This window comes from Saccharothrix sp. BKS2 (assembly GCF_047689505.1).
Lineage (GTDB): Bacteria > Actinomycetota > Actinomycetes > Mycobacteriales > Pseudonocardiaceae > Actinosynnema > Actinosynnema lopnurensis.
On record NZ_JAUQOL010000012.1, the window covers coordinates 259,727 to 282,575 of the forward strand.

The window sequence follows — 22,849 nt, forward strand, 5'->3', positions numbered from 1 at the left end:
CACCGACCGGAGGGACCAGGCATGGCGCGCGTGGCCGCGATCGACTGCGGGACGAACTCGATCCGCCTGCTCGTCGCCGACGTGACCACCTCGGACGACGGCGCGCGCTGGTTGCGCGACGTGCACCGGGAGATGCGCGTGGTCCGCCTGGGCCAGGGCGTGGACGCGACCGGTGAGCTGCACCCGGAGGCGTTGGCGCGCACCAGGGCCGCGCTCGTCGACTACACGGGCGTGTTGCGCCGCAAGGGGACCGAGCGGGTGCGCATGGTCGCCACCTCGGCCACCCGCGACGCGGCCAACAAGGACGAGTTCTTCGCCATGACCCGCGAGGTGCTGGGCGTCGAGGCCGAGGTCATCAGCGGCGACGAGGAGGCCCGGCTGTCCTTCACCGGCGCCGTGTCCGACCTGGACGGCGCGGACGGCCCGTTCCTGGTCTCCGACATCGGCGGCGGGTCCACCGAGCTGGTGCTGGGCGACTGGGACGGCGTCCGGGGCGAGGTCGCGGCGGCCCGGTCGGTCGACATCGGGTGCGTGCGGCTCACCGAGCGCTGCCTGCGCTCCGACCCGCCCACCGGGCGCGAGGTCGAGGACGCCGTCCGGGTGACGCGGGAGGTGCTGGGCGAGGCGTTCGACGCCGTGCCCGTGGACCGGGCGAAGACCTGGATCGGCGTCGCGGGCACGGTGACCACGCTGGTCGCGGTGGCCAGGGGGCTGCCGCGCTACGACCCGGCCGAGATCCACCTGGCCCGGCTGACCACCGACCAGGTCCGGGAGACCACGGCCGCGCTGCTCGCCATGGACCACGACGAGCGGGCCGCGCTCGGGTCGGTGCACCCCGGCCGGGTGGACGTCATCTGCGGTGGGGCGCTGATCGTGCGCGCGCTGGCCGACCACCTGGCGGAGCGCGGCGTGACCGAGCTGGTGGCGAGCGAGCACGACATCCTCGACGGGATCGCGTTCTCCCAGGTCTGAGGCGCGCGGTCACCCGGCCGGGGGTCGATCCCCGACCGGGCGGACCGGGGTTCAGCGGTTCGAGGACGCCTGCACGAAGTCGGCCAGGTCTTTCGACTGCTGAAGCCGAGAAGGCTCGTGGACGTACATCATGTGGCCGGCGGGGTAGTACGCCGACTCGATGTTGTCGTGCAGCTCCTGGGGGATCCGCAGGTGCGCCACCACGTGCTCGGCCGCGTAGTACGGCGTCGCGCCGTCGTAGTAGCCGTAGGCGATGTGCACCTTCAGGTGCGGGTTGGCGCGCATCGCGGTGGCCAGCTTGTCCGCCACCGACACGTGCGTGCCCTCGAACTCCTTGTACGACCAGGGCCGCACGTTGCCGGTCAGGATCTCGTAGGGCAGGTCGTTCTCGTACCCGAGGTCGGTGCGCACGTAGTGGTTCAGCGCCGCCGTGTACGGCCCGAGGATCGCCGCGTACGACGGGTCCTGGCTGAAGTGCTCGCGCCCGTGGTCGCGCTCGGGCCCGGTGAACCGCGAGTCCAGCCGGCCGACCACCAGGCGCCGCGAGCGCAGCAGCTCGGTGAAGAACCGCACGTGCTCGACGCGCAGGTCCACCCGGTCCACGTAGTCCTCGGACAGGCCCGTCAGCGCCGCCAGCCGCGCCACCGCGCCCGCGCGCTCCTCGGCGGACAGCCGGTTGCCGCGCGCCAGCGCCCACGGGTAGTCGCGCGAGGCGAAGTCCTCGGCGTCGGCCAGCACGTCCTCCAGCGACCGGTCGCCGTGCAGGCCGTGGTAGTGCGCGATCGCCGCGTAGGTCGGCAGGAACAGGGTGTGCGGCACGTCGTTGTTGTCGCTGAAGTCCAGGGTGGTGAAGTCCAGCACCGAGGAGATCAGCATCAGCCCGTTGAGGTACATGCCGTAGCGGCTCTGGAGGTGCTCGGCGAGGCCGGCCGCGCGCAGGGTGCCGTAGGACTCGCCGGCCAGGAACTTCGGCGACATCCAGCGGCCGTTGCGGGAGGTCCACAGCCGGATCACCTCGCCGACGGACTCCAGGTCGCCCTGAAACCCGTGGTACGCGCCGGGCTTCTCGCCCTTGACCGCGCGCGAGTAGCCCGTCGACACCGGGTCGATGAACACCAGGTCGCTGTGCGTGAGCAGGGTCTCGGCGTTGTCGACCAGGTCGTACGGCGGCGGGACGGGCGCGCCGGCGTCGCCGGAGACCACCCGGCGCGGGCCGAGCAGGCCGAGGTGCAGCCACACGCTGGACGAGCCGGGGCCGCCGTTGAACGCGAAGGTCACCGGGCGGCGGGAGGGGTCGGCCCCGTCCAGGGTGTAGGCGGTGACGAAGACCTCCGCCTTGGGCAGGTGGCCGTCGAACTTGCCGTCGGTCAGCACCTCCTGGCGCAGCACGACCCGGCCGGCGGTCGCGGTGTAGTTCAGCTTGCGCCGCTTGACGGTGATGCTGTGCCGGGTGGTGACGAGGTCGTCGGCGGGGAGGTCCTCCGCGCCGGCGGACTCGTCGTTGACGGGCTGCTCGTCGGCGGTGTCCTTGTCGGTCATGCCCGGAACTCTACGAGCGGGGTCGGTCCCGCGCGGGCTTTCCGCCCCGGGCGGAGGCGTTACCACTTGCCGGGCCCGTTGGTGGCCGGAGGGGTGGCGGGAGGGCGTGGCGGGAGGGGGTCGCGGGAGGGGGTGGCGGGCGGCGGTCCGGGACCCCGTCCGCCGCGAAACCCCGGCGGGAACCAGGGGGTGCCGGGCATCCTGGTGCCATGAAACCCCGGCTCGCGCTCGCCCTCGCGGTGGGTTCCGCGCTCGTCCTGGTGGCGCTGGCCGCGCGCGGGACGTCGCCGGTGACCTACGTCGACCGCGGGGGTGGCGGCGGTGACGACACGCCCACCCCGACGCCGCCCTCCCGGAGCCCCGTCCCGCTCGGCGACGTGGAGGGCTCGGCCGCGGCCGGGTCGTTCCTGGTGTTCGTGCTCGTCGTCGTGGTGGTCGCGGTCGTCGGCGTGCTGGCGGTCCTGCTCTACGCGTTCGCCGAGGCCCGGCGCCGCCGCCGGCGGGCCACGGGGCGCGGGGTGGAGAACCCGGAGTTCGACGAGGGGCACGCGGCGCCGCCCGAGATCCTCGTCCGGCGCGCCGCCGAGGCGCTGCGGGAGCTGCGGGAACGGGGTGACGGCCCGCCGGGCGACGCGGTGATCGCCGCCTGGTTGTCGCTGGAGCGGGCGGCCGGGGACAGCGGGTTGCCGCGGCAGGGCCACCAGACCTCCACCGAGTTCACCGGCGACCTGCTGGCCCGCTACCGGGTCGACGAGGCGGCGACGGCCGCGCTGCGCCGCGCGTACCAGCGGGCCCGCTTCGGCACGGCCGCGGTGACCCGGGACGACGCCCGCGCCGCGACCGAGGCGCTGGAGACGATCGTGCGGGGGCTGCGGTGACGGGGCGCGACCGGGCGAGGGCTGGAGAGGGTCGTGCGGGGGCCGCGGTGACCGGGGACGATCGTGCGACCGGGTTCGCCGCGACCCCGCTGCTCCCGCTGGGCAAGGCGGCCGCGGTGGGGCTCCTCGGGGTCGCCGTCACCGGGTTCGTCCTCTACCGCGCGGGCGCGCCGGTGCACTGGGCGGCGGTCCTCGCGCTGCCCGTCGGCGCGCTGGCGCTGCTCGTCTCGTGCCTGCCGCGGGCCACCGACGTGCTCTGGGCGCCGCCCCCGGCGCAGGTCGCGGGCGCCACGTCCACCCAGGCGAGCGGGCTGGCCGGCCGGTTCGCGGAGGCCGCGGTCGACCAGGACCGCTTCGCCCGGCGCGTCCAGCCCCGCCTGCGCCGCCTCGCCGAGGCGCGCCTGCGCCAGCGGCACGGCGTGCCCGACCTCGACGACCCCCGGGCCCCGGACCTGCTCGGCCCCGAACTGCACCGCCTGCTCACCGACCCGGGCGCGCCCCTGCCGGGGCCCGCGCGGCTCGCCGACCTGTTGGAGAACCTGTGACGCCGCCGAACACCAGCACCATCGCCGCCGAGGCCAGGGCCGTGCTCGACGCCGTCGGCACGGTGGTCGTGGGCCGGGAGCGGTCGCTGCGGCTCGCGCTGGCCGCCGTCCTCGCGGGCGGCCACGTGCTGCTGGAGGACGTGCCCGGCCTGGGCAAGACGCTGATGGCCCGCAGCCTCGCCCAGGCCCTGCGGCTGGACTTCACGCGCCTCCAGTGCACCCCCGACCTGCTGCCCGCGGACGTGACCGGCTCGTTCCTCTACGACCCGGGCACGCGCGAGTTCGCCTTCCGCGAGGGCCCGCTGTTCACCGGCCTGCTGCTCGCCGACGAGATCAACCGCACCCCGCCCAAGACCCAGTCGGCGCTGCTGGAGGCCATGCAGGAGCGCCAGGTCACGGTCGAGGGCCGCACCTTCCGGCTGCCGCGCCCGTTCCACGTGCTGGCCACCGCCAACCCGGTCGAGTACGAGGGCACCTACCCGCTGCCCGAGGCGCAGCTGGACCGGTTCCTGCTCCGGCTGGACGTCGGCTACCCGCCGGCGGAGGAGGAGGTCGAGGTGCTGCGCCGCCGGCTGGTCCGCCGGCAGGAGGAGACCGAGGTGCCGCCGGTGCTCGACACCGAGCGGCTGCTCGCCCTCCAGCAGGGCGTGGAGCGGGTGGGCGTGGACGACGACGTGCTGCGCTACTGCGTGGACCTCGCCGCCGCGACCCGGGGGCACAAGGCCGTCGAGGTCGGCGCGTCGCCGCGCGGCGCGCAGGCGCTGGTGCTGGTCGGCCGGGCCCTCGCGGTGCTCGACGGGCGGGACTTCGTGCTGCCCGAGGACGTCAAGGAGTGCGCGGTGCCCGCGCTGGCCCACCGGCTCACGCTGCGCCCGGAGACGTGGACCTCCGGCACCACCGGCGTCGAGGTCGTGACGGAGCTGCTGGGCCGGGTGGCGGGCCCCGCGAGCAGCCGCTCGTGAGCCGCGCGGAGCGGCTGCGGGAGGCGCTGACCGGCGGGCGCGGCGCGCGGTGGCACCCCACCGACGCGCTGGTGCGCGGGCTCGTGCTGGGCGTCGGCCTGGTGGTGGCGGGCGCGGTGCTGCACCGGGTCGAGCTGGTGCTGATCGGCGCGCCGCTGCTGATCTCCACGCTGGTCGCGCTGGTCACCCCGGTCGGCGGCACGCCGGTGGTCGGGGTCCGCGGCCTGCCCCTCACCGGCGAGGTCGGCGCGGCGAAGTCCTCGGTCGAGGTCGACGCCGGTTTCGGCGCGGAGGTGCTGGCGATCCGCCTGCCGGTGGCGGGCGAGGGCATCGGCCCGGTGCACCTGCTGCCCGCCTCGGCCCGTGAGATCGGGTTCGTGCTGCGCCGCGACGCCTGGGGCGAGGGCGTCGACCTGCGCCCCGACCACCTGGTGGCGGGCCCGGACGCGCTGCTGGTGCACGGCCCGGTCACCGCGCCCGAGCGCGGCCGGGTCATCCTGCCGCCGGTCGAGCGGCTGCCCGCCGGCCTGCTGCCCGCCCGCGCGGCGGGCCTCGTCGGCGCGCACCGGGCGCGGCGGCCGGGCGACTCGGTGGAGCTGCGCGACATCCGGGCGTTCCAGCCGGGCGACCGGCTGCGGCGGATCGACTGGCGCGTGTCGGTGCGCACCGGGGCCCTGCACGTCCGCGAGCACCACGCGGAGGCCGACGCTGACGTGGTGCTGGCCCTGGACACCCGGGTCGACCTGGGCGAGGACGTCGGCGACTGGGCGGTGGCGTTGCGCGACACCACGGCCCGGCGCGGCGGCACCCTCGACCGGACGGTGCGGGCGGCGGCCTCGCTGGCGGCGGGCTACCTGCGGCAGGGGGACCGGGTGAGCCTGGTCGACCTGGCCCGGCCCCGGCTGAGCCTGCGGGCGGGCGTGGGGCGGCGGCAGCTGCTGCGGCTGCGCAACCAGCTGGTGGTGTGCGCGCGGTGGGCGGGCTGGGCGCAGCGGCCGGTGCTGCGGCCCGAGCAGGTGCCGCACGGCGCGCTGGTGGTGGTGCTGTCGCCGTTCCTGGACGCCGACGTGGTGGAGCTGGCCGTGCACGCGGCCCGGCGCGGCAACCTCGTGCTGGCGGTGGACGTGCTGCCGGAGCGGTTGCGGGCCGACGGGGAGTCGGTGTGGGAGGAGAGCGCGATGAAGGTGATCCGGCTGGAGCACGACGTGCGGCTGGAGGCGATGCGGCAGCACGGCGTGGCCGTGGTGTCGTGGGGCGCGCCGATCGGGGGCGTGCTGCGGCAGGCGCGGGCGGCCCGGCGGGTGACCCGGTGACCGGCCCGGTCAGCGGCCCCGCGAACAGCGGGACCGGCGCGGCGAACCCCGACCCGAACCCCGGAGGACCAAACCCGCGCCCCGGCGAACCCGACCCGCGCCCCGGCGAGCGCATCGAGCTGCGCCCCGGCCTCCCCGGCTGGGTGCTGCGCGCCGCCATCGCGCTCACCTGCGGCGCGGTGGCGGCGGTGCTCGCCGCCGTCGGGGTCGAGCCCCTGGCCCTGGCGCTCTACCTGGCGATCGCGGTCGCCGCCGCGGCGATCCCGGCGTCCGCCGCGGCGGCGCTGCTGATCGGCTACCCGGCCGTGGCCGCCGTGTTCGCCACCGACGGCCCGTCCTGGCCGGCGGTCCTCGCGCTGGTGGTCCTGCTGCACCTGGTGCACGTGCTGTGCGCCTACGCGGCGGTCCTCCCGCTCCACTCCAGGATTCACCCGGAAGCGCTAGGGGCACCCGCGAGGCGGTTCGCCCTCGTTCAACTCTCCGTGTTCGCGCTGGCCGGTCTGGTCATCCTGCTGCCCGCCCGCCGAACGGACGTGCCGGTCGAGCTGATCGGGCTGGCGTGCGCGGTGGGACTGGTGCTCGTGACCGTGCTCCTGCTGCGCCGCAGGGGCTGAGGGAAGGGGCCTCCCGGCTCAGCGCGAGCTGAACAACTGGATCGTTCCTCTCAGCGGGTTCTCCGCGACGCGCTGGTCAGTCGGGTGGTGGCGGGCGTCACCCGGCGACAGTGGTCACAACGGGGTGCTCCGATGCGCGTGAACCGGGTCCCCGGTGGGACCATGTGTGTATGGCTGCTGTGAAGTCGCAACCCACACGGATCGTGATCGTCGGCGGTGGGTACGTCGGCATGTACACCGCGCTGGGGTTGCAGAGGAAGCTGCGTTCCGGCGAGGCGTCCGTGACGGTGATCGACCCCCAGCCGCACATGACCTACCAGCCGTTCCTCCCCGAGGCGGCGGCGGGCTCGATCGAGCCGCGCCACGTGGTGGTGCCCCTGCGCAAGGTGCTCAAGCGCTGCCACGTCGTCACCGGCCGCGCCACCAAGGTCGAGCACGCGCGCAAGGCCGTGACGGTCGAACTGGCCGACGGGCACGTCGAGGAGTTCGAGTACGACGTGCTGGTCTCGGCGCTCGGCGCGATCTCGCGCACGCTGCCGATCCCCGGCCTGCCCGAGGTCGGCATCGGCATGAAGACCATCGGCGAGGCCATCTACCTGCGCAACCACGTGCTGTCGCGGCTGGACCAGGCGGCCAGCACCAACGACCCCGAGCTGCGCAGGCGGCTGCTGAGCTTCGTGGTGATCGGCGGCGGCTTCGCGGGCATCGAGACGCTGGCGGAGCTGGAGGACATGGCCCGCTACGCGCTGCGCTACTACGAGGGCCTCAAGCCCGAGGACATGCACTGGGTGCTGGTCGAGGCGACCAGCCGGATCATGCCCGAGGTGAGCGCCCGGCTCGGCGTCTGGACCGTCGAGCAGCTGGAGAAGCGCGGCATCAGGTGCTACCTCGACACCCGGGTGAAGTCGATGGAGGGCGGCCACGTCGTCCTCGACGACGGCACCGAGTTCGACTCGGACACCATCATCTGGACCGCGGGCATGAAGGCCAACCCGGTGCTGCGCAACACCGACCTGCCGCTGGACGCGCGCGGCCGGGTGCAGTGCACGGCGGCCATGCAGGTGGTCGGCCTGCCGGGCGTGTGGGCCGCGGGCGACTGCTCGGCCGTGCCGGACCTCTCGCGCACCGAGGAGGACCCGTCGGCGACCTGCGTGCCCAACGCGCAGCACGCCATCCGCCAGTCGAAGCTGCTGAGCAAGAACATCGTGGCCGCCCTGCGCGGCCACAAGCCCAAGGACTACCACCACAAGTACGTGGGCTCGGTGGCCGGCCTCGGCCTCTACAAGGGCGTCGCGGACGTGTACGGGATGCGCTTCAAGGGCGTGGTCGCCTGGTTCATGCACCGCAGCTACCACGTGATGTTCATGCCCACGGTGAACCGCAAGTTCCGGGTCTTCGTGGACTGGACGCAGGCGCTGTTCTCGGGCCGCGAGGTGGTCGCGCTCGGGCAGATCCACGAGCCGAAGGCCGAGTTCGACCGGGCCGTGAAGAGCTGATCCGCGAACGGTCCTCGTCACGCTGCGCCGTTCGGGTGGCCACGGGCGAGGACCGTCTGGCTCAGTGCCGCAACTTGAGCACCCGATCGGGCTAACCACGCTCCGATCGGCTTGACATTGCGTTACGTGATCCGAAGAATACGGCTGATGTATCGCCTGAATGTGTGATGCATCAGTGGGAGAGAGGTGACCGCGATGTCGCTCGAGGAGCTGGCCGCACAGCTTCGCCGCGGTGAGATCGAGGATCGCGCGCTGGCGGAGTTCTCCGCCGAGTACGCCACCGCGGAGAAGCGTTTCTGCAGCAAGAAAGACGACTGAGGATGACCGCCGCCGGACGGGGGGACGAGAGGGTCCCCCCGTCCGAGGTCGACAGACCTGCGGAAACCGGGCCCGCCGCGCCGCCCGCGCCCCGGCCCGCCGCACCGGCGCCGCCCGTCCCGCTCCTCCTCCAGGGCCAGGACTACCTCTTCCGGTCGCAGCCCCGGTGCCTGGACTTCCAGGAGCAGGTCCACCGCCTCGGCATGGTCGACGAGGGCGACGGCGGCCCCGTGCCCTGCGTGCTGGTGCTCGCCCGCGCCGCCGACATGGAGATGAACGAGCTGTCCGTCGCGCTCGCCGAGCGCGGCATCCGGATGGCCCGCATCGACGCCGACCGCTCGGTCGACCTGCCGCTCACCGTCTACACCGACCAGCCGCTGCTGGAGCTGGACCGCTGGCTGCTGCGCCCGCTGCTGGTGTGGCGGCGGCACTTCGAGCTCGCCTCCATCCCGGTCGAGCCGGGCACCCTGGCCGGCGCCTACGCCGTGGACCAGTGGGGTTCGGTGGCGAACTGGCTGGCCAGCCGCGGCGACTGGGCGCACGTCAACCCCAGCCGCGCCACCGCCCACCTCGACCGGCTCACCCAGCTGGCCGACGCCGCCGCGTTCGGCCTGCGCGTGCCGCGCACCACCGTCACCACCCGCCCCGGTCGCACCCGGCCGGGCGGCGGGCGCTGCATCGTCAAGACCTCGGGCCGCCACCTGCTGGAACCGCGCCCCGGCAGGCAGCACGGCCTGTTCCCGCGCCCCCTGGAGACCAGCCGCGCCGGCGACGTGCCCGAGTCCGCGCCGGTGATCGTGCAGGAGTACGTGCCCGCCGAGACCGAGCTGCGGGTGTTCGTGGTGGGGGAGAGCTGCCTGGCCTTCCAGGTCGACAAGCTGGACCCGGCGCAGCTGTGGGTGGATCCCGGGGCCGTCCGGGTGACACCCGTCGAGGTGCCGGGCGGGTTGGCCGACCGGCTGCTGGCGCTGGCCAGGCACTGGCGCCTCCAGGTGGCCGCGTTCGACCTGCTCGTCGCGGGCGGTGACCACGTGTTCCTGGAGGTCAACGTCAACTGCGACTGGCGGTGGTTCGAGCACCGCGCCGGGGACCACCGGGTGTCCGCGGCGGTGCACGAGTGGGTGGCGGCGCGGTTCAAGGAGCTCTTGGGTGCGGGCAAAGGTCGCTGAGCACGCGACGCTGTTCTACCAGGACGGCGCCGTGGTCTGGGACGACTACCTGCACCACCGGCGGTTCGCCATCAGCGAGACGGCGGAGCTGCTGTGCCGCAAGTTCGCCGAGTTCACCGACGTGGACGAGCTGCTGGCCCCGCTCGCCGAGGACGACCGCGCGGCGCTGCGCAAGGTGGTCGACGAGCTGGTCGAGGCGGGCGTGCTGGTGGTGGAGGGCTCGCCGCGGCACGAGCGGGAGCGCCGGCTGCTGGCGGGCTGGGGCGACTGGGGCCAGGCGGCCCGGCACTTCCACTTCGCCAGCCGCACCCTGGTCGACGCGCCGTTCCAGGACGCCGACGAGCACGACGCGGCGCTGGACGCCAAGCTGGCGGTGCGCCCGGCCCCCGCCCCGTTCCGCAGCCTCGGCGGCACCGCCGTGCTGCTGCCGCCGCCCTCGGAGGAACCGGCGTGGGGCGACCGGGGCCTGCGCGAGGTGCTGCTGGCCCGCCGCACCACCCGGGAGTTCGGCCCCGGCCGGATGTCGGTGACCCGGATGGGCGACCTGCTGGCCGTGCTGGCGGGCCCGTCGCCCGCGCGCTCCCGGATCGGCCGCTCCGGCACCGTGTTCAAGACCAGCCCGTCCGGCGGCGGGCGGCACCCGGTGGAGCTCTACGCGCACGCGCGCGGCGTCGACGGCCTGGCTCCCGGCTGGTACCACTACGACGGCCTCACCCACGCCCTGGAGCCCCTCGGGGTGGCGTGGGAGCCGGCCGAGATGGCGAGGGCGGCGGGGGACCAGGAGTGGGTCGGCCGGGCGCCGCTCGTCCTGGCCTACACCGGGGTCCTCGAACGGACGAGTTGGCGCTACGACACGGCCCGCGCGTACCGCGTTGTGCAAATGGACGTCGGACATCTGTCCCAAACCGCATATCTGGTTGCTACGGCCATGGGTTTTGGTATCGGCTTCACCGCAGCATTGCGGGATGAGCTCCTGGAACAGGCACTCCGGTGTGACGCTTATCACGAAGTAGTACTCGGGATGAGCGCGCTGGGGCCTTTACCTGAATGAGCGCAATAGCGGATCGCATTGAGCCGTGCGGGCGACTTCTATCGAACCTGCCCCACGAACGCTCGGTAACGGCTTAAGCTCCCCGCTGCCCCCGTAGCCCAATCGGAAGAGGCAGGCTCCTTAAAAGAGTCACAGTACGGGTTCGAATCCCGTCGGGGGCACGTCCTGCGCCGTTCGCGGTTTCACCCTTCTACCGGGTGATCATGGTCCCGGCGCCGCGCGTGAGGGGGACCCCGCCACCGGAGTCCCCCGCCACGTCAGGACCGCTCGGCCACCCACGCGGTGACCACCTCGTCGAGCACGGCCAGCGGCAGCGGGCCGCCGCCGAGCAGCAGGTCGTGGAAGTCCCGGACGTCGAACCGGTCGCCCAGCGCCCGCTCGGCCCCCGCCCGCAGCCGCTGGATCTCCAGCCTGCCCACCATGTACGCCAGCGCCTGGCCCGGCGCGGCGATGTACCGGTCGACCTCGTTCTCGATCTCCACCAGGGCCAGCGGCGTGTGCTCGACCAGGTAGTCCACCGCCCGCTGCCGGCTCCAGCCGTGCGCGTGCATCCCGGTGTCCACCACCAGCCGCCCCGCGCGCATCGAGTCCAGCGCCAACATGCCCAGCCGCGCCACGTCCGAGGAGTACAGGCCCATCTCGTCGGCCAGCCGCTCGGTGTAGAGGCCCCAGCCCTCCGCGTAGGCCGTGACCTGCGCGAACCGGCGCAGAGCGGGCAGTCCGGTCAGGCCCTGCGCCAGGCTGAACTGGAAGTGGTGCCCCGGCACCGCCTCGTGGAACGCGGTGGCCTCCGACTGGTAGCGGAACCGCTCCCCGACCCGGTGGGTGTTGGCGAAGTAGGTGCCGGGGCGCAGGCCGTCCAGCGACGGCGGGGCGTAGAACGCCATCGGCTGGCCGGGCGCGTCGGCCTCGGGCACCGGCTCGACCCGGCAGCGCTGCCCGGGCAGCCGGCCGAACCAGCGCGGCGCGGCCTCCTCGGCGCGGGCCACGGCCGCGCGGGCGGCGGTGAGCAGCTCCTCCGCCGAGTCCCAGCGCAGCGCCGGGTCGGTGCGCATCCGGGAGAACACCTCGGCCACGTCCGACGTGCCGAACACCCGCCGCCCCACCTCGGCGTACTCCGCGGCCAGCCCGGCGATCAGCTCCAGACCGGTCCGGTGCAGGTCGTCGGGGATGCGGTCGGTGGTGGTGTGCAGGCGGGCCAGCGCGGCGTAGATCTCCTGGCCGCCGGGCAGCAGGCCCACCCCGACCCGGTCGGCCGGGCGGCCCTCGATGCCCGCGATGACGTCCCGGTAGCCCGCCACCGCGGGCCGCACGACCTCGGCCAGCAGCCGGTCCCGCTCGGCGGCGAACGCCTCGCCGCCCGACGGCCTGGCCAGCGGGTCCTCGTCGGCGGCCAGGTAGCGGTCCAGGTGGGCCACGGCGTTGGCCACCAGGTGCCGGACCGGCGTGCGGCCCGCCGCCGCCCCGTCCAGGTGCCGCTCGGCGACCGCGCGCAGGAACGCGGGGACCCCGGCCAGCCGGTCCAGGTACGCCTGCTCGCCCTCCGGGCCGCCCGGCACGGTCATCGGCAGGACGGTCAGCAGCTCGCCCACGGCGCCCATGAACGTGTCGGTGATCGTGTACTCGACACCGCGGGCGTCGATCAGGTCGACCATCGCCCCGGCCTGCTGCACGACCACCGCCCGGGTCACCGGGTCGTCGTCGGAGGGCAGCGCGCGGGCGCGCTCCGCGATGTCCGCGGCCCGCGCGCGCAGCGATTGCTCGGCCTCCGCGCGGTGGTCGGGGAGCAGGTGGTCGTAACCGGGCACACCGAGGACCGTCGCACCGGTCGGTGAGTGCCGGAGAACCACGTCGAGCAGTTCGTCGGCCAACTCCGCCGTCGTACCCATGGAGACCCTCCGCCTTCGTAGTTGAACCAGATGGTACTTAGCCGAAGAAACGATTTGCACCCCATCCGAATAGGCGGGTACGGCGAGCACCCGTCGGTTGTCGTCCTCGGACAACGGCGGGTCCGACTTCCCGAAGATGTTCGCGATGTGTTTGCCCGCCGCTTTCCCGGTGACGAACAGCCGCGTGGCGATCGCGCCGTTCGAACGGCGCGATCGCCATCGGCCCGGGTTCTCCGGGCCCGCGCCACCGCGGTCGGTGGGGCTAACCCCCCGACGAGGTGTTCATCGCCGGAGGCATCCGCCGCAGCTGCTCCAGCAGACCGGGGTCCTGGAGCTGCATCCACTGGATCACCTCGGTGTAGGTGGCGCACACCGTCTCCGGCCGCGCGCACGCCTCCCGCATGAACTCCTCCACGGCCCGGCTGAACGCGCCGCCCGCCCACTCGTTGAAGTGGTTGCCCACCACCACCGGCGCGCGGTTGCCGTTGAGCGCCGCCTGGTAGACCGAGCGGTAGGTGTCCAGCACGACCTGCTTGAAGTCGTCGGCCCGCGCGGGCTCGTCCCGGGCGCCGTTGAGCGCGTACCAGAGGTTGTAGTCCATCATCACGACCTGCCGGTCCAGCGCGGGCACGCGCACCTCCGGCATGGGGAACTCCCACAGCCCGTCCCGCACCGACGGCCACACCACGCCCAGGCTCACGTGGCTGGTGTCGTAGACCAGGCCGTGGCCCCTCATCGCCGGGAACGCCTGGCCCCAGTCGCCCTCCAGGCACGGCGTGCGCCCGCCGCGCACGGCGGCCGGGTCGAGCGCGAAGCCCTTCCCCCGCGCCTCCTCCATGACGGCGAAGAACTGGTCCAGCTCCCGGTCCCACTGCTCGGTGCTCCACCGGCCCACGCTGGGCTCGTCGCCCTGGCAGTAGTGGCCGTTGTAGTGGGTGCCGATCTCGTGGCCCGCGGCGATGGCGTCGTTGAGGTAGCCGATCCGCAGCTCCACGTCCGCCCGGCTGCCGCCGAACCCGATCGACGAGCGCCCCGTCGGGTGGCCGGGCCCGGTGTAGGTCGCCGCGTCCTGGTCGGCGATCAGGTACACCCCGGAGAGCAGGCCGGTGACGTGCGCCCCGACCTCCCGGCTCAGCGGCAGGATGCGGTCCCAGTGCGCCTTGGACGCCGCGCCGTCGAAGGAGAAGAGGACGAACTGGGGCGGCTTCTCGCCGGGCTGCACGCGGCGCATCCACGCCGGCGGGTCCGCGGGCATGGGCACGGTCGGCGGCGGGGCCGCGGCGGCGCTGCTGCCGGTGGTCGCGCGGGGCGCCATCGGCAGCGGGGAGGCCAGGTCGCCCACGTCGTCGGTGGGGCCGGGGTCGCGGGCCCCCATCACGGCCAGCACCACCAGGGTGAGCGCCAGCGCGACGCCCGTGCTCGCCAAGCCCCATCGCCTCACACCAACCAGGACGACCGGGTGTGGCGGGAGGTTGCCCTCACGTCACCGGTGTGGCGGTGACCACCTGGTTCTCCTCGTAGCCGGTGTCACCACCGACCCACCGCCCGCCGCAGGTCACCAGCACCAGGCGGTGGCCGCCGCGCGGGCCGAACAGCTCGACCGCGCGGTGGGGCAGGTCGTCCTTGCGGACGGTCTCCACCGCGCTGGTCCGGTACCGGAAGCTCGTGCCGGTGGTGTCGACCACGGTGACGTCCTGGCCGACCGAGGCCCGCCACAGCTCGTCGAACGGGCCGGTGGCGCCACGCCAGTTCACGTGGCCGGCCAGCACCGTCGCGCCCTCGGCCGCGCCCAGGTCCACGCCCCACCAGGTCGCCTCGCCGATGCCCTCGGGGACCGGCAGCACGCCGTCGGCGGAGACCTCGGCGCGGACCAGGGTGGCCAGGCCGCCCCGCGGCAGCCGGACCGTGCCGGGGCGCTGCCCGGCCGGCGCCGGGGGAGGCGCCGGGGCCGTGGTGGTGGTGGCGGGCGCCGACGGCGGCGGCGACGCGGGCGCGTTCGCCCCGGCGGGCATCCCGGCCGGGAGCCGCCCGTCCCGCGCGCTGTCGCCGAGCGGGTGCGGCACGCCGGCCTCGGCCGGTTCCGCCCGGCCCGCCAGCGCGACGCGCTCGCCCCCGGTCGCGACGAGCGCGGCGGAGGCGAGCAGGGCCGCCACCGCCGCGCCGGTCAGCAGTGCGTTCGCCGTCGGGCCCCTCACGGTCGCGCGGTCGCCCGTCGCCGGACCAGCAGGCCCACCAGCGCCGCGCCGAGCAGCGCCACGCCGCCGAAGCCGACGAGCGCGCCCGTCCGGGGTTCGGAGGTGTACGACGCCCTGGCCACGAGCTCACCGGAGCCGGCCGGGATGGTGATGGGCACCACGGGTTTGTCGGGCTTGTTGGACATCGCCAGCGCCAGCGTCTGCCCGGGTTCGACCTTCCCGCACGCCTTGGGCGGCGCGTTCGGGTCGAAGTACTCCTGGTAGCCCTTGGCCGGGGCCACCTCCACCACGCAGATCTCCTGCGGCGTGCGGAGGTCGGGCACGGTGGCCAGGCCGTCGGCGCCGGTCTGGAGCACGATCGGCTGCCCCTCGGGGCCGGTGAGGTCGGTGTCGTCCTGCCGCTTGGCGGGCGTCTTGCCGTCCGCGGCGGTGACCTTGAGCGCGGTGCCCGCGACCGGCTTGCCGGTCTCCTCGTCGGTCTTGGCCACCTGGACGGTGCCCGGCGGGGTCTTCGCGGTGACCGAGGCGTTGGCGGTCAGCTCCTGCTCGCCGCCCGTGGCGACGACCCGCTGCATGTCGTCGCGGCCCTCGGGCACGCGCACCTTGGGCTGCGCGGCCGGGCTCGCGAGCTTCACCGTGAACGACGGGTTCGGGCCGGTGGGCACGACCTCGACGCCGAGCGGGCTGCCGTCGGTCGGTGTGTTCAGCCGCCCGCCGGTGGAGCCGTCCTCCAAGGTCGCGTCGGTCAGCTCCACGGTCACCGGCAGGCCGGTCACCTGGCCGCCGCCCGCCTTGTTGACGTCGACCCGCCAGGTGCCGGCGGTGCCGATGAACTGCTCCTTGTCCGGGGCGGTCACCTTGGTCGTCCACGGACCGCGGTTGGCCTCGGCGTCGGCGCGGAACCGGTCGACCGCCTCGCGCGCCGCGGGGAACTTCGCGGCCAGCGCGTCGTAGTGGAACTTCTCGTCGTAGGCGACCTCGACGAAGCCGACGTCCTTGCGCAGGTGCACGCCGTTGGTGGGGTCCGGGTAGGACGTCCACGTGTGCAGCAGGTGCGCGAGCGCGGCGGCCTCGTCGTTGGAGGTCGTGTTGCCGTAGCGCAGCAGCAGGTAGGAGATGTTCGCCGCGACCTCGGCGGACAGCGCCACGCCGCCCTTGGACCGCAGCACGTCGCCGTCGACGTACTTCTGGTCGCTGCGGGGCGCGTACAGCGAGTACTGCACGCACCACACGCGCTGGCCGTCCCAGTCGTAGGCGCCCAGCCAGTCGGTGTTGTCCGGGTCGGCCGGGTCCTTGCCCAGGTAGCCCTGGGCGGCGGTCGCGTGCCCGATGGTCCGGGACGCCTGGACGGGCTGGGCGTCCGCCACGACGGGGACGGCGAGCACCGCCAGGCCGGCGGTCAGCGCCGCGCCCGCGAGTCGTCTCAACATAGTCGTCTGCAACCCCTCTTGGTGGCGCGTCCGCATGATCTGCACGAGCTGCCGTGGGCAGCCTTTCGGGTGCCGGATCACCTCGGCAAGCCGCCAGCGGGGTGGAAGGGCGGCTACGCTCCGCAGGCGGGCGGTCGAGCCTAGATCGACAAGCCGGGTAAAATCACTTTTACCCGACGGGAACGAATCGACTCGTGTGGTCGTTGGACCCCGTGACGGCGTAGGAACGCCACAGGAGGACGAGGTGCGTACCAGCAGCAACCCCGCGTTCCGCAACCTGCCGACAGGCGGCGGTTACGGCAATTACGCAGGCTTCGGGCAGCCGAACGAGGCACAGCAGTACGGCGGCTACCAGGGCGCGCCGCCCACCACCGGTGAGCGCCCCATCACCATCGACGACGTGGTCACCAAGACCGCGATGACGCTCGGCCTGACCCTGGTCACCGGGTTCATCTCCGCGTGGCTGGTGCTCTCGGGCTCCGTCAAGCCGATGACGCTGGTCCTGCCGGGCCTGATCGTCGGCCTGGTCGTGTCGCTGGTCATCATCTTCAAGCGCACCCCGAGCGCGCCGCTGGTGCTGACCTACGCGGCGGCCGAGGGCCTGTTCCTCGGTGGCATCACGGGTGTCTTCGAGAGCATCTTCCCCGGTATCGCCTGGCAGGCGATCCTGGGCACGCTCGGCGTGTTCGCCGCGATGCTCGTGGTCTACAAGACCGGCGCGATCCGCGTCACGCCGCGCCTGACCAAGTGGATCATCGGCGCGACCGTCGGCGTGGTCGTGCTCATGCTGGGCAACCTGGTCATGAGCCTGTTCGGCGTGAACATGGGCCTGCGCGACGGCGGCCCCATCGCCATCGTGTTCAGCCTCGTGGTGATCGGCGTCGCGGCGTTCAGCTTCCTGCTGGACTTCGAGGCGGCGAACGAGATGATCCGCTCCGGCGTGCCGGCCAAGTGGGCCTGGTGGGTCGCGTTCGGCCTGATGACCACCCTCGTGTGGCTGTACCTGGAGATCCTGCGCCTGCTCTCGTACTTCCAGAGCGGCGACTGACCGAACTCCGCGAGACGCGGAAGGGGCGCCCCCGGTCACCGGGGGCGCCCCTTCCGCGTTCGGTCCTTCCGCGTTCGGTCCTTCCGCGTTCGGTCCTTCCGCGTTCGGCCGGGCCGCGGCGTCAGCTCAGGCGCTCGATCACCATCGCCATGCCCTGGCCGCCGCCCACGCACATGGTCTCCAGCCCGAACTGCTTGTCGTGGAACCGGAGCGAGTTGATCAGCGTCGTGGTGATCCGGGCCCCGGTCATGCCGAACGGGTGCCCGACCGCGATCGCGCCGCCGTTGACGTTGAGCCGGTCCAGGTCGACGCCCAGGTCGCGGTAGGACGGGATGACCTGCGCGGCGAACGCCTCGTTGATCTCGACCAGGTCGATGTCCCCGATCGACATCCCGGCGAGCGCGAGCGCCCGCTTCGACGCCTCGACCGGCCCGAGGCCCATGATCTCGGGGGAGAGACCGGACACACCGGTGGACACCACGCGGGCCAGGGGTGTGATCCCCAACTCCTCCGCCCTGGTGTCGCTCATGATCACCAGGGCCGCCGCGCCGTCGTTCAGCGGGCAGCAGTTGCCCGCGGTCACCCGGCCGTCCGGGCGGAACACCGGCTTGAGCCCGGCCACGCCCTCCAGCGTCACGCCCGCGCGCGGGCCGTCGTCGGCCGACACCACGGTGCCGTCGGGCAGGGTGATCGGGGTGATCTCGCGGGCCCAGAAGCCGGCCGCGACGGCCTTCTCGGCGAGGTTCTGCGACCGCACGCCGAACTCGTCCATCTCCTCGCGCGTCACGCCCTTGGCCAGCGCGAGGTTCTCCGCGGTCTGCCCCATGGCGACGTAGACGTCGGGCAGCCCGCCCGTCGAGCGCGGGTCCACCCACTCGGCCGCGCCGGACGCGGCCACGGCGGCCGTGCGCGCCTCGGCGTCGGCGAAGCGGGGGTTGTGGGTGTCCGGCCAGGAGTCGGAGGAGCCGCGCGCGAAGCTGGACACCGTCTCCACGCCCGCGCTGACGAACACGTGGCCCTCGCCCGCCCTGATGGCGTGCAGCGCCATCCGCGTGGTCTGGACGCTGGACGCGCAGTACCGGGTCACCGTGGTGCCCGGCAGCCCGTCGTACCCGGCCAGCACGGCCACCACGCGCGCCAGGTTGAAGCCCTGCTCACCGCCCGGCAGGCCGCAGCCGAGCATGAGGTCGTCGATGTCGCGCGGGTCGAGCTGCGGCACCTGCTCCAGCGCGGCCCTGAGCACCTGCACGGTCAGGTCGTCGGCGCGCACGTCCTTGAGCGATCCCTTGCCCGCCCGCCCGATGGGGGACCGGGCGGCGGAGACGATCACGGCTTCCGGCATTACGGAACTCCTTTGTTTCGCCGCAACGTGGAACGTGCAGCCTAGTTAACGCTTGTTCAGCGCGACCACCACTCGTGACGGAGAACGCCGAAGCGCGGCGCTCGCGGGACGGGGCGGCCACCGCGACCGGCATATACCCTCAGCGGGTCATCCCAAGAAGTGGAAGGGCCGCCGTGGAGTACGTCGAGAGCGTCGTCGACCTGGTCGGCAACACGCCGCTGGTGAAGTTGAACACCGTCGCCGAAGGGCTCCGGCCGCTCGTCCTGGCGAAGGTGGAGTACCTCAACCCCGGCGGCAGCGTGAAGGACCGCATCGCGCTGCGGATGGTCGAGGCGGCCGAGCGCAGCGGCGAGCTCGAGCCCGGCGGCACCATCGTCGAGCCCACCTCCGGCAACACCGGCGTCGGCCTGGCGCTCGTGGCCCAGCGCAGGGGCTACAAGTGCGTCTTCGTGTGCCCGGACAAGGTGTCGGTGGACAAGCGCAACGTCCTCAAGGCGTACGGCGCCGAGGTCGTGGTGTGCCCGACCGCCGTCCCGCCGGAGCACCCCGACTCCTACTACAACGTCTCCGACCGGCTGGTGGCCGAGATCCCCGGCGCCTGGAAGCCGAACCAGTACGCCAACCCGGAGAACCCGGCCAGCCACTACCACGGCACCGGCCCCGAGGTGTGGCAGCAGACCGGGGGGCGGATCACCCACTTCGTCGCGGGCGTCGGCACCGGCGGCACCATCTCCGGCACCGGCCGCTACCTCAAGGAGGTCTCCGGTGGGCGGGTCCAGGTCATCGGCGCGGACCCCGAGGGCTCGGTCTACTCCGGCGGCAGCGGCCGGCCGTACCTGGTGGAGGGCGTGGGCGAGGACTTCTGGCCCGACGCCTACGACCGGGACATCTGCGACGAGATCATCGCGGTGTCCGACGCCGAGTCGTTCGAGCTGACCCGGCGGCTGGCCCGCGAGGAGGGCCTGCTGGTCGGCGGCTCGTGCGGGATGGCCGTCGCGGCGGCGCTGCGCGTGGCGGAGCGGGCGGGCCCGGACGACGTGGTCGTGGTGCTGCTGCCCGACGGCGGGCGCGGCTACCTGTCCAGCGTGTTCAACGACCAGTGGATGGCGCAGTACGGCTTCCTGTCCCCGGACGCGGCCGGCGCGACGGTCGGCGACGTGCTGCGGCGCAAGGACGGCACCATGCCCGACCTGGTGCACGGCCACCCCAACGAGACCGTCGCCGAGGCCGTGGCGATCATGCGCGAGTACGGCGTGTCCCAGATGCCCGTGGTCAACGCCGAGCCGCCGGTGATGGTCGCGGAGGTCGCGGGCTCGGTCAACGAGCGGGACCTGCTCGACGCGCTGTTCACCGGAAAGGCGCAGCTCACCGACCGGCTCGACAAGCACATGTCGACCAGGCTGCCGACCATCGGCGCGGGCGAGTCGATCGGCTCGGCCATGCGGGCGCTGTCCTCGGCGGACGGCGCGCTGGTGCTGGAGGACGGCAAGCCCGCCGGCGTGGTGACGAGGCAGGACGTGCTGGGCTTCCTCGCAGGTCGGTAGCGGGGCGGGTTGACCGGTTGCCGGTGGCCGGCGCGGGGCGATCCGCTAGCGTTGGCCACCGACTCGTACGCCTACGGCCCGTGCCAAGGGGGTTGGAAACTCCGATGAACGCTCCACAGCCGCCGGGCAACCAGCAGTTCGGCGGTCACAGCCAGGAGCAGGGGCAGGGCTCGCAGTCGCCCGGCGCCGACGCGACCCAGGTCGTGCCGAGCGGTGGCCAGCCCCCCGCGTTCCCCCCGTCGGAGGCGACCCAGGTCGTCCCGACCACCGGCGCGCAGCCCGCGGCCAACCCCGACGCCACGCAGGTCGTGGCGCCGGGCGCCACGGCGCAGCCGCCCTCGTACGGGCAGCAGCAGCCGGCCTCCGGCGGCTTCCCGGCGCAGCAGCCGCCGTCGGCCTCCGGCGGGTTCCCGGCCCAGCAGCCGCCCCCGTACGGGCAGCAGCCCGGCTACGGCCAGCCGCCGCAGTACGGCCAGCAGCAGCAGTACGGGCAGCAGCCGCAGCCCTACGGCCAGCCCCCGGCCTACGGCCAGCAGCAGGCCAACCCGTACGGGCAGCAGCCCTACGGCCAGCCCCAGCAGTACGGGCAGCAGCAGCCTTACGGCCAGCAGCCCTACGGCCGGCAGCAGCCCGGCTACCCGGCACCCGCCGGCGGCTACGCCGAGTGGGGCAGCCGCGCGTTCGGCGCCCTGATCGACTACGTCGCGCCGGGCCTCGTGCTCAGCCTGCTGATCCTGGTCGGCGTCCTGGTCGGCGACCCCACGGTCTACCTCATCCTGGTGATCGTCGGCGCCGTGCTCGTGACGGGCTTCCAGATCTACAACGCCTGGTACCTGGCGGGCACCACCGGCCAGTCCATGGGCAAGAAGATGGCCAAGATCAAGCTGATCAAGGAGGAGACGGGCCAGCCGATCGGCTTCGGCAACGCCTTCGTCCGCCACCTGTGCCACGCCGTGGACTCGCTGCCGTGCTACGCGGGCTGGTTCGCCCCCCTGTGGGAGGCGAAGAAGCAGACGTGGGCCGACAAGATCCTGGGCACCGTCGTGGTGAACGTCCCGGACACCGGCGCCCCCGGCGGGTACCCGGGCGCGGGCGGCTACGGGCAGCAGCAGTCCCATGGCCAGCAGCCCTACGGCCAGCAGCAGCCCGGCTACGGCCAGCAGAACCCGTACGGGCAGCAGCCCGGCTACGGCCAGCCGCAGCAGCAGAACCCCTACGGGCAGCAGCCGCCGCAGCAGTGGTGACCCGGTTCCTCACCCCAACCGCCCATCGGCCTCCACCGATGGGCGGTTGTTTTTGCGCCCGCCGTAACCTGGCACCATGACGGACAGCGGCCGGCACGGCTTCGCGACCAGGGCCATCCACGCCGGGCAGGACCCGGACCCGACGACCGGTTCGGTCATCGTGCCCATCCACGCCACCTCCACCTACGCGCAGGACGGCGTGGGCGGGCTGCGCGGCGGCTTCGAGTACTCGCGCACCGGCAACCCCACCCGGACCGCGCTGGAGGAGTGCCTGGCGGCGCTCGAAGGCGGGCGGCACGGCCGCGCGTTCGCCTCCGGCATGGGCGCGACCGACACGGCCCTGCGGGCGATGTGCCGTCCCGGCGACCACGTCGTCATCCCGAACGACGCCTACGGCGGCACGTTCCGGCTGATCGACAAGGTGCTGTCGCAGTGGGGCGTGCAGCACACGCCGGTGGCGCTGTCGGACCCGGACGCGGTGCGCGCGGCGGTCCGGCCGAACACCAGGGTGGTGTGGGTCGAGACGCCGACCAACCCGCTGCTGAACATCGCCGACATCGCGGTGCTGGCGGAGATCGCGCGCACGGCGGGCGCGAAGCTGGTCGTGGACAACACGTTCGCCTCGCCGTACCTCCAGAACCCGCTGGAGCTGGGCGCGGACGTGGTGCTGCACTCCACCACCAAGTACGTGGGCGGCCACTCCGACGTCATCGGCGGCGCGCTGGTCACCTCGGACACCGAGCTGGACGCGGCGTTCGGGTTCCTCCAGAACGGCGCGGGCGCGGTGCCGGGGCCGTTCGACGCGTGGCTGACGCTGCGCGGCATCAAGACGCTCGAGGTGCGCATGGAGAAGCACTCGGACAACGCCGAGAAGGTCGCCGAGGCCCTGCTGCGGCACCCGCGGGTGACCCGGGTCCTCTACCCGGGCCTGCCCGACCACCCCGGGCACGAGGTGGCGGCCAAGCAGATGCGCCGGTTCGGCGGGATGATCTCGTTCACCGTCGAGGGCGGCGAGGAGGCGGCCCTGCGGGTGTGCTCCCGCACCCGCCTGTTCACCCTGGCCGAGTCGCTGGGAGGCGTGGAGTCCCTGATCGAGCACCCGGGCCGGATGACGCACGCCAGCACGGCGGGCTCCCTGCTCCAGGTGCCGGCCGACCTGGTCCGCCTCTCCGTGGGCATCGAGTCGGCCGACGACCTCGTCGCCGACCTCCAGTCCGCCCTGGCCTGAGCTGCGGGCGCCTCCCGCCCGGACGCCGCGGCGTCCGGGCGGGCACGGGGTCCGGCGGGTACTGGAGCTGGG

20 protein-coding genes and 1 tRNA gene are annotated in these 22,849 nt (G+C 73.7%); 15 read left to right on the forward strand and 6 right to left on the reverse strand.

Translation table 11 applies throughout. From position 1 onward, the window contains the following. Positions 1 to 21: 21 nt before the first annotated feature. The gene (locus tag Q5530_RS25955; protein WP_415365369.1) at positions 22 to 972 is read left to right on the forward strand and encodes an exopolyphosphatase; all 951 of its coding nucleotides are present in this window, start codon (positions 22 to 24) and stop codon (positions 970 to 972) included. 51 nt (positions 973 to 1,023) lie between these two features. Here the strand turns inward: Q5530_RS25955 and Q5530_RS25960 are convergent, their stop codons facing one another. Continuing rightward, a complete protein-coding gene (locus Q5530_RS25960) occupies positions 1,024 to 2,511 on the reverse strand; it encodes a S10 family peptidase (protein WP_415365370.1) in 1,488 nt (495 codons plus the stop codon). A 209-nt stretch (positions 2,512 to 2,720) separates the two neighbouring features. Here Q5530_RS25960 and Q5530_RS25965 point away from each other — a divergent pair, with 209 nt between their 5' ends. From Q5530_RS25965 to Q5530_RS26010, 10 genes are all read left to right on the forward strand, one after another. Continuing rightward, positions 2,721 to 3,389, forward strand: coding sequence for a DUF4129 domain-containing protein (locus Q5530_RS25965; RefSeq protein ID WP_415365371.1), 669 nt, complete (start codon positions 2,721 to 2,723; stop codon positions 3,387 to 3,389). A 47-nt stretch (positions 3,390 to 3,436) separates the two neighbouring features. Continuing rightward, on the forward strand, positions 3,437 to 3,934 hold the full coding sequence (locus Q5530_RS25970; protein WP_415365372.1) for a hypothetical protein: 498 nt from the start codon (positions 3,437 to 3,439) through the stop codon (positions 3,932 to 3,934). Beyond that, the gene (locus Q5530_RS25975) at positions 3,931 to 4,896 is read left to right on the forward strand and encodes an AAA family ATPase (protein ID WP_380637414.1); all 966 of its coding nucleotides are present in this window, start codon (positions 3,931 to 3,933) and stop codon (positions 4,894 to 4,896) included. Before Q5530_RS25970 ends, Q5530_RS25975 begins: the two co-directional genes overlap by 4 nt. After that, on the forward strand, positions 4,893 to 6,209 hold the full coding sequence (locus tag Q5530_RS25980) for a DUF58 domain-containing protein (RefSeq protein WP_415365374.1): 1,317 nt from the start codon (positions 4,893 to 4,895) through the stop codon (positions 6,207 to 6,209). The genes Q5530_RS25975 and Q5530_RS25980 overlap by 4 nt, the downstream gene beginning before the upstream one ends. After that, positions 6,206 to 6,823 (forward strand): hypothetical protein, encoded by a 618-nt coding sequence (locus tag Q5530_RS25985; protein WP_415365375.1) that lies wholly within the window; start codon positions 6,206 to 6,208, stop codon positions 6,821 to 6,823. The genes Q5530_RS25980 and Q5530_RS25985 overlap by 4 nt, the downstream gene beginning before the upstream one ends. A 170-nt stretch (positions 6,824 to 6,993) precedes the next feature. Further along, positions 6,994 to 8,319, forward strand: coding sequence for an NAD(P)/FAD-dependent oxidoreductase (locus Q5530_RS25990; protein WP_380637417.1), 1,326 nt, complete (start codon positions 6,994 to 6,996; stop codon positions 8,317 to 8,319). A 195-nt stretch (positions 8,320 to 8,514) separates the two neighbouring features. Beyond that, entirely contained in the window at positions 8,515 to 8,637 is a 123-nt protein-coding gene (locus Q5530_RS25995) for a hypothetical protein (protein ID WP_344033734.1), read from the forward strand. A 2-nt stretch (positions 8,638 to 8,639) separates the two neighbouring features. After that, entirely contained in the window at positions 8,640 to 9,806 is a 1,167-nt protein-coding gene (locus Q5530_RS26000; RefSeq protein ID WP_415365376.1) for an ATP-grasp domain-containing protein, read from the forward strand. Continuing rightward, on the forward strand, positions 9,787 to 10,857 hold the full coding sequence (locus Q5530_RS26005) for a SagB family peptide dehydrogenase (RefSeq protein ID WP_415365377.1): 1,071 nt from the start codon (positions 9,787 to 9,789) through the stop codon (positions 10,855 to 10,857). Before Q5530_RS26000 ends, Q5530_RS26005 begins: the two co-directional genes overlap by 20 nt. Positions 10,858 to 10,944: 87 nt before the next feature. After that, positions 10,945 to 11,018, forward strand: a tRNA-Leu gene (locus tag Q5530_RS26010). Positions 11,019 to 11,114: 96 nt separating this feature from the next. Here Q5530_RS26010 and Q5530_RS26015 read toward each other — a convergent pair. The 4 genes from Q5530_RS26015 to Q5530_RS26030 form a co-directional block, all read right to left on the reverse strand. Beyond that, the gene (locus tag Q5530_RS26015) at positions 11,115 to 12,746 is read right to left on the reverse strand and encodes a DUF885 domain-containing protein (RefSeq protein ID WP_415365378.1); all 1,632 of its coding nucleotides are present in this window, start codon (positions 12,744 to 12,746) and stop codon (positions 11,115 to 11,117) included. Between the two features lie 262 nt (positions 12,747 to 13,008). Then, positions 13,009 to 14,172 (reverse strand): polysaccharide deacetylase, encoded by a 1,164-nt coding sequence (locus Q5530_RS26020; protein WP_415365379.1) that lies wholly within the window; start codon positions 14,170 to 14,172, stop codon positions 13,009 to 13,011. 52 nt (positions 14,173 to 14,224) lie between these two features. After that, positions 14,225 to 14,941: a class F sortase gene (locus tag Q5530_RS26025; RefSeq protein WP_415365380.1), complete on the reverse strand. Its 717-nt coding sequence runs from the start codon at positions 14,939 to 14,941 to the stop codon at positions 14,225 to 14,227. After that, entirely contained in the window at positions 14,938 to 16,371 is a 1,434-nt protein-coding gene (locus Q5530_RS26030; protein ID WP_415365381.1) for an MSCRAMM family protein, read from the reverse strand. Before Q5530_RS26030 ends, Q5530_RS26025 begins: the two co-directional genes overlap by 4 nt. A gap of 244 nt (positions 16,372 to 16,615) precedes the next feature. On the opposite strand from Q5530_RS26030, the gene Q5530_RS26035 reads away from it, so the two are divergent. Next, positions 16,616 to 17,419: a Bax inhibitor-1/YccA family membrane protein gene (locus Q5530_RS26035; protein ID WP_415365382.1), complete on the forward strand. Its 804-nt coding sequence runs from the start codon at positions 16,616 to 16,618 to the stop codon at positions 17,417 to 17,419. Between the two features lie 121 nt (positions 17,420 to 17,540). Here the strand turns inward: Q5530_RS26035 and Q5530_RS26040 are convergent, their stop codons facing one another. Next, positions 17,541 to 18,761, reverse strand: a complete 1,221-nt coding sequence (locus Q5530_RS26040; protein ID WP_415365383.1) for an acetyl-CoA C-acetyltransferase — start codon at positions 18,759 to 18,761, stop codon at positions 17,541 to 17,543. A 173-nt stretch (positions 18,762 to 18,934) separates the two neighbouring features. On the opposite strand from Q5530_RS26040, the gene Q5530_RS26045 reads away from it, so the two are divergent. From Q5530_RS26045 to Q5530_RS26055, 3 genes are all read left to right on the forward strand, one after another. Beyond that, positions 18,935 to 20,305, forward strand: coding sequence for a cystathionine beta-synthase (locus Q5530_RS26045; protein ID WP_415365384.1), 1,371 nt, complete (start codon positions 18,935 to 18,937; stop codon positions 20,303 to 20,305). A 104-nt stretch (positions 20,306 to 20,409) separates the two neighbouring features. Continuing rightward, the gene (locus Q5530_RS26050; protein WP_415365385.1) at positions 20,410 to 21,549 is read left to right on the forward strand and encodes an RDD family protein; all 1,140 of its coding nucleotides are present in this window, start codon (positions 20,410 to 20,412) and stop codon (positions 21,547 to 21,549) included. A 76-nt stretch (positions 21,550 to 21,625) separates the two neighbouring features. Beyond that, the gene (locus Q5530_RS26055; RefSeq protein ID WP_415365386.1) at positions 21,626 to 22,777 is read left to right on the forward strand and encodes a cystathionine gamma-synthase; all 1,152 of its coding nucleotides are present in this window, start codon (positions 21,626 to 21,628) and stop codon (positions 22,775 to 22,777) included. Positions 22,778 to 22,849 lie beyond the last annotated feature (72 nt).

Excerpts from the sequence above, each read along its gene's own strand:
- Q5530_RS25955 (WP_415365369.1), top strand. The coding sequence starts at position 22 with ATGGCGCGCGTGGCCGCGATCGACTGCGGGACGAACTCGATCCGCCTG.
- Q5530_RS25960 (WP_415365370.1), bottom strand. The coding sequence starts at position 2,511 with ATGACCGACAAGGACACCGCCGACGAGCAGCCCGTCAACGACGAGTCC.
- Q5530_RS25965 (WP_415365371.1), top strand. The coding sequence starts at position 2,721 with ATGAAACCCCGGCTCGCGCTCGCCCTCGCGGTGGGTTCCGCGCTCGTC.
- Q5530_RS25990 (WP_380637417.1), top strand. The coding sequence starts at position 6,994 with ATGGCTGCTGTGAAGTCGCAACCCACACGGATCGTGATCGTCGGCGGT.
- Q5530_RS25995 (WP_344033734.1), top strand. The coding sequence starts at position 8,515 with ATGTCGCTCGAGGAGCTGGCCGCACAGCTTCGCCGCGGTGAGATCGAG.
- Q5530_RS26000 (WP_415365376.1), top strand. The coding sequence starts at position 8,640 with ATGACCGCCGCCGGACGGGGGGACGAGAGGGTCCCCCCGTCCGAGGTC.
- Q5530_RS26015 (WP_415365378.1), bottom strand. The coding sequence starts at position 12,746 with ATGGGTACGACGGCGGAGTTGGCCGACGAACTGCTCGACGTGGTTCTC.
- Q5530_RS26030 (WP_415365381.1), bottom strand. The coding sequence starts at position 16,371 with ATGTTGAGACGACTCGCGGGCGCGGCGCTGACCGCCGGCCTGGCGGTG.
- Q5530_RS26040 (WP_415365383.1), bottom strand. The coding sequence starts at position 18,761 with ATGCCGGAAGCCGTGATCGTCTCCGCCGCCCGGTCCCCCATCGGGCGG.
- Q5530_RS26050 (WP_415365385.1), top strand. The coding sequence starts at position 20,410 with ATGAACGCTCCACAGCCGCCGGGCAACCAGCAGTTCGGCGGTCACAGC.
- Q5530_RS26055 (WP_415365386.1), top strand. The coding sequence starts at position 21,626 with ATGACGGACAGCGGCCGGCACGGCTTCGCGACCAGGGCCATCCACGCC.